Source organism: Deinococcus arboris (genome assembly GCF_009755355.1).
Lineage (GTDB): Bacteria > Deinococcota > Deinococci > Deinococcales > Deinococcaceae > Deinococcus > Deinococcus betulae.
In genome coordinates, this window is record NZ_WQLB01000071.1 from 1 (window position 1) to 3,672 (window position 3,672).

The 3,672-nt window shown below is 68.9% G+C and carries 2 protein-coding genes; one reads left to right on the forward strand and one right to left on the reverse strand.

The features are described from left to right. Positions 1 to 197: hypothetical protein (locus GO986_RS22725; protein ID WP_198170872.1), on the forward strand; the 197-nt coding region annotated here is incomplete at its 5' end. Positions 198 to 538: 341 nt separating this feature from the next. Here GO986_RS22725 and GO986_RS22320 read toward each other — a convergent pair. After that, positions 539 to 3,592, reverse strand: a complete 3,054-nt coding sequence (locus GO986_RS22320) for an ATP-binding protein (RefSeq protein ID WP_157461732.1) — start codon at positions 3,590 to 3,592, stop codon at positions 539 to 541. Between the last annotated feature and the right edge of the window lie 80 nt (positions 3,593 to 3,672).

A 3,672-nucleotide genomic window follows, 5' to 3' on the forward strand; every position in this document is an offset into this window, starting at 1 on the left:
CTCCGTCCCGGGCGGTCCTGGAACAGGAACTGGGCCTCTTGAATCAGGCGGCGCAGCGGATCTCACGTGACCTCGGCTACACGCGGGAATGGCAGGGCGACCCGGCGTTCTTTCTGCAGATTCTGGAAAGCGTGAATATCCTGGCGTTCACGGAGGCGTCCTCGGTCGGCAATGATCTCGTGAATTATCCCATCTAAAGAGGCGGGCAACCACATCCGGGAACGGGGCCAGACCAGACGGCTTCCGCTTCATGACGGCGCAGCGGAAAGAAGGGCAACAGCGGCGCTTCTATAACGCAGCATCTGTCTATTTTCCTTCTTGCTTTTGATTCTGCTCCGCCGCTTGCTCAATGCGCTCGGATTCCACCCAGCATTCTGCCCGAGGTTGGTCGGCGTCTGTCTCACAGCGGCTGCCAGTTCCATTGAGGGGCCAACAACGCCCCTCAACTCCAGTTTCGCCGCTGTCTCTGACAGAGACTCATTGTGTTCGCCTTACCGTGATTGAGGATCATCACACTCAACCACGCTGAGTTCCGCTGTCAGAGCGCGCTCCAGTGGCCTGGGGGCAAACCGTGTTGCTCCCGCACCTGCTGGGCGGCCAGCTGGTGAGCCAGGTCGTCACCCGCCTCTTGCTCAGCCCGCAGATCGTGGAGTCGCGCCTGCCACGCCACATTGGGGGCGGCCTGAAGCAGCGCCTCGGCCTCGTCTAGTGGTGCCTGCGCGTCTTCCCTCCGCTTCAGCGCCAGCAGGATGGCGGCTTCTTCCAGGGCGCGCAAGGCGAGCAGATGCGCGGGAAAGGCCCGCCCGTCCCTGGTCAGCGCCAGCTCGGCCAGCGCGCCCTCCAGCTGGCCGCCCAGACGCAGGGTCCGGGCCTGCAAGACCGGAAAGAATCCCAGGAGCGCGCTGTGGTCGGGGCTGTGGGTGCGGTGGGCATGGGCATGGAGCCGCGCGGCCAGGTCCAGGTCACCCGAAAGATGCGCCACCATGATCTGACTGAACAGCAGGGCCACCCGCTCGCCGTGGTTGGCGTCCAGACGGCCCAGGTGCTGCTCGCCGCGCGCGACACTCGCCTGGGCCGACCCTACTTCACCCAGTTCGCACTGCACCCGCGCCAGTTTCGCCAGACTGGAGCCGGCCCGCAGCAGGTCGCCCCGGCGCAGGTGCAGGGCCTCAGCACGTTCCAGATGCGCCGTGGCCTCACGGGGGGAGGCGGCACTGAGGGCCAGCCCCAGCCCTTCCTGGGCCTTGGCCTGCCATTCCAGGGACGCGGCGCGCTCGCCCAGGTCAGCGAGGCGGCGCAGATGGTCACGCACCTCCGCGTGGTGGCCACGGATGTAGGCCACCAGCGCCAGCCCCTCGGTCAATTGGGCCTCAACCAGCCACGTCTCACGCCCAGGCTCAGCGGCGCGCAGGGCTGACAGGCCGGCCTGCACTGCCGGCTCTATCTGCTCCACGTCGATCGTGGACTCGACTGCCCGGTAGGTCTGCATAAAGGCGGTCGCCCGTTCCAGTGGCGTCACGGCCCGGTCGTGCAGGGCGCGCACTGCGTCTGCGTGGCCAGGGTCGTCCATGTTGGCCAGCACTTCCGCCCGCAGCGCCAGCGCCCCAAAGGCCGCCCGCTCGTCCACCGGCCCAAAATGTTCGGCGGCCTGGGCAAAATACTGCGCGGCCTCGACCTGACGTGCGGCGTGCCAGGCCGCCTGACCGGCCTGCAGCAGCCACGGCGCCGCCTGCGCCGCGTCGCCCCCGGCCAGCCAGTGCCCCGCCACGCGGGCCGGCGCGGCGCGTTCGCTCCCGCCCATCACCCGCGCCGCCGCGCGGTGCAGCAGCCGGCGCACACCCTCGGGGATTTCCTGCCGCAGGGCCTCGGCCACCAGGTCGTGTTCAAACCGCTCGCCCACCACAATCTGCGCCGTTTCCAGTTCTTCCCAGGCGGCGGCCACATCCAGCAGCGGCGCGCGCAGGGTCTCGGCCACCAGTTCCAGGTCAAAGTCGCTGCCCAGAATGGCGGCGGCGCGGGCCGCCTGAAGAGCCGGCGCAGAGAGGCGACCCAGCCGCCCAGAGATCACCGCGCCTGCTTTTTCAGGCAGGGGCAGCGCCTCGGGCAACGTGCCTGTCTGGGCCTGCGCCTCATGGAGGCTGCGCACCGTTTCCAGCAGCAGCAGAGGGTTGCCCCCGGTAAACCGCCTCAGCCGCTCAGGCAGCTGCGCGTCCAGGGGCAACTCCAGCTGTTCCAGCAGGCCCTGAACATCCTCTTCGCCCAGTGGCCCCACCTCAATGAGTTCGACCAAGCCCCCACTCACCAGCGCCTGAAGCATGCCAGTCAGCAGGGGCGAGAGTTCACCTTTGCGGAAGATGTGGATGGTCCGGTACGGGGCGTCGGGCTGCCCCCACCCCAGCTGGGCGAACACAAATCCGCCCGCCTCCACACTGGCCTCGTCCATAAACTGCACGTCGTCAAATACCATGTGGCGCAGGCCCCGCTGCACCGCCGCACCCAGCACCTCGACCTTGGCACGCCAGAACCGCAGTTTCTGCTCCTCAGAGACGATAGGTTCGGGGGTGCCGCCCAGGCCGGGCAGCAGACGCGAGAGTTCCTCGCGTATCCAGGGGGCCAGAGGCAGGTCTGGATACGCGGCAAGCACCTGCCCGTAGGTCCGGGCGTGGGTGGCGTACAGCAGCCCCGCGTCGCCCGGCCGGCCCTCAAAACGCATGCCGCCGCCGTGGGCTGCCAGAAAATCAAGCGCCAGGCGCGTTTTGCCGGCGCCCGGCTCGCCGGTCAGGATGATGCCCTGACCACGTTCCCACGCGGCGGCCATACGCGCCCAGACATCGGCGCGGCCCACCAGCACGGGTGGGCGGCGCACCGCCAGCGGAATGCGGGCGGCGGCCGGTGCTGCAGAGGGCGCCACCGAGCCCCGGTCAATCAGGCTGGCCAGCTCGCGCGTCTCGGGCAAGGGGGTGACCCCCAGTTCGCGCGACAGGACCTCCTGGCAGCGGTGGTAGGCCTTCAGGGCCGCTGGGCGGTCCCCGGCCAGGTAATGCAGGCGCATCAGCCGGCGCCAGGCGTCCTCGGACAGTGGGTCAAGGTCCAGCAGACGCCGGGTCAGGTCCAGTGCACCGTCCAGGGCGCCGGCCTCCTCGGCCTCGGTGGCGCGCCGGGCCAGGTGTCCGGCGCGGGCCAGGTCCAGGCGCTCACGCCAGGCCAGCAGCCACTCGGCCAGGTCGGGCTGCTCGTCAAAGCCCAGACCGTCCAGCAGCGGTCCGCTGGGAACGTCGGCGCCGCCCTCCTCCCAGCCCTGAAGATCCAAGGCGAGGGCCGGCCCCAGTGCTACCGCTTCACCCGCCTGCACCAGCCCTGGGTCATGACTTTTGCCTATGCGGCGCAGCAGATGAACCAGATTATTCCGGGCGGCTGCCTCGGGCGTGTCAGGCCACAGCAGCCCGGCCAGCCGTGAGCGCGAGGTCGGGCCTTCCAGCGTCAGGTAAACCAGCAACGCCAGGGTGCGCGCCTCGCAGCGGACCGCCTGCCCGGTCGGGTCTAGAAGGCGCGGTTTGCCGAAGGCCAGAAGCTGCCAGGGCGCGCTGTTCATGATTTCTTATGATAACAAGCCTGCCGCAGAAAGAGGGGCAAAGCCTCGGCTGGAGGTCTGCACCGGCTGCGACCTCCTCT

Bases quoted from the DNA above. Each gene is read 5' to 3' on its own strand.
- GO986_RS22320 (WP_157461732.1), bottom strand. From the start codon at position 3,592: ATGAACAGCGCGCCCTGGCAGCTTCTGGCCTTCGGCAAACCGCGCCTT.